Origin of the sequence: Hungatella hathewayi WAL-18680 (assembly GCF_000235505.1) — a bacterium.
Lineage (GTDB): Bacteria > Bacillota > Clostridia > Lachnospirales > Lachnospiraceae > Hungatella_A > Hungatella_A hathewayi_A.
Genome location: NZ_JH379041.1, coordinates 1 through 682 on the forward strand (window position 1 = coordinate 1; position 682 = coordinate 682).

Below are 682 nucleotides of genomic sequence, written 5' to 3' on the forward strand. Positions count from 1 at the left end.
TACCGCCGCATTTCCACCCGCACGCGTCCTCGCATCTGTTTTTCCAAGTCTGCCAGTTCTCCCAGACATTCCCTGGTCCGGTTTTCTCCACCAGGCTTTATTCCGGCTTTTAACTTCCCCCCGATGGATTCCACAGACTTCACAAGCTCCCACAGATAGCAGATAATCTGGCTTTCCTCAAATCCTCCATAACGGACCGTAGGAAAATGGGATTCCCTCTTTCTTTTCCTCATCCGTCCGCTCCGTTCCTGTCTGCGGGACTTTCCTCTGCCTCCGACTGTCTCCACGGACTGGCACCTTCCTTTCGGCTTTTACTCTGTAATGAGTATTATGAAGTGGAATCATCCATATTTCCTGAAATGGACAGCAGTATATTGCCATTTCCTATGATTTTTTATTGCATTTCCGCTTCTCGTATTGGGATATCAAACAGAACAGCACAGATGTAAATGATTTTATGGCACCACAAACAGGCGATTTCAGCCCCAAAAGCCAAATCACCGGATTTTCTTCCCATTACACCACAATTCTGCGAATTCTTCCTCGTATTTTGCAATTTTTTCCTATTTCCAATCTTAGCAATTTTTACGAAAGTGGGTATAATAGACTATATCATGAAGGGAAATCCCTTCTTTTAGATGTTGTAGATACCGCATAATACTCATTATGGGGTATTTTTTTA

At 43.7% G+C, this 682-nt stretch carries 1 pseudogene; it reads right to left on the reverse strand.

The window, feature by feature from the left end:
* Positions 1–233, reverse strand: a pseudogene (locus HMPREF9473_RS25835) (signal peptidase I); the annotation flags it as partial.
* Positions 234–682: the final 449 nt, after the last annotated feature.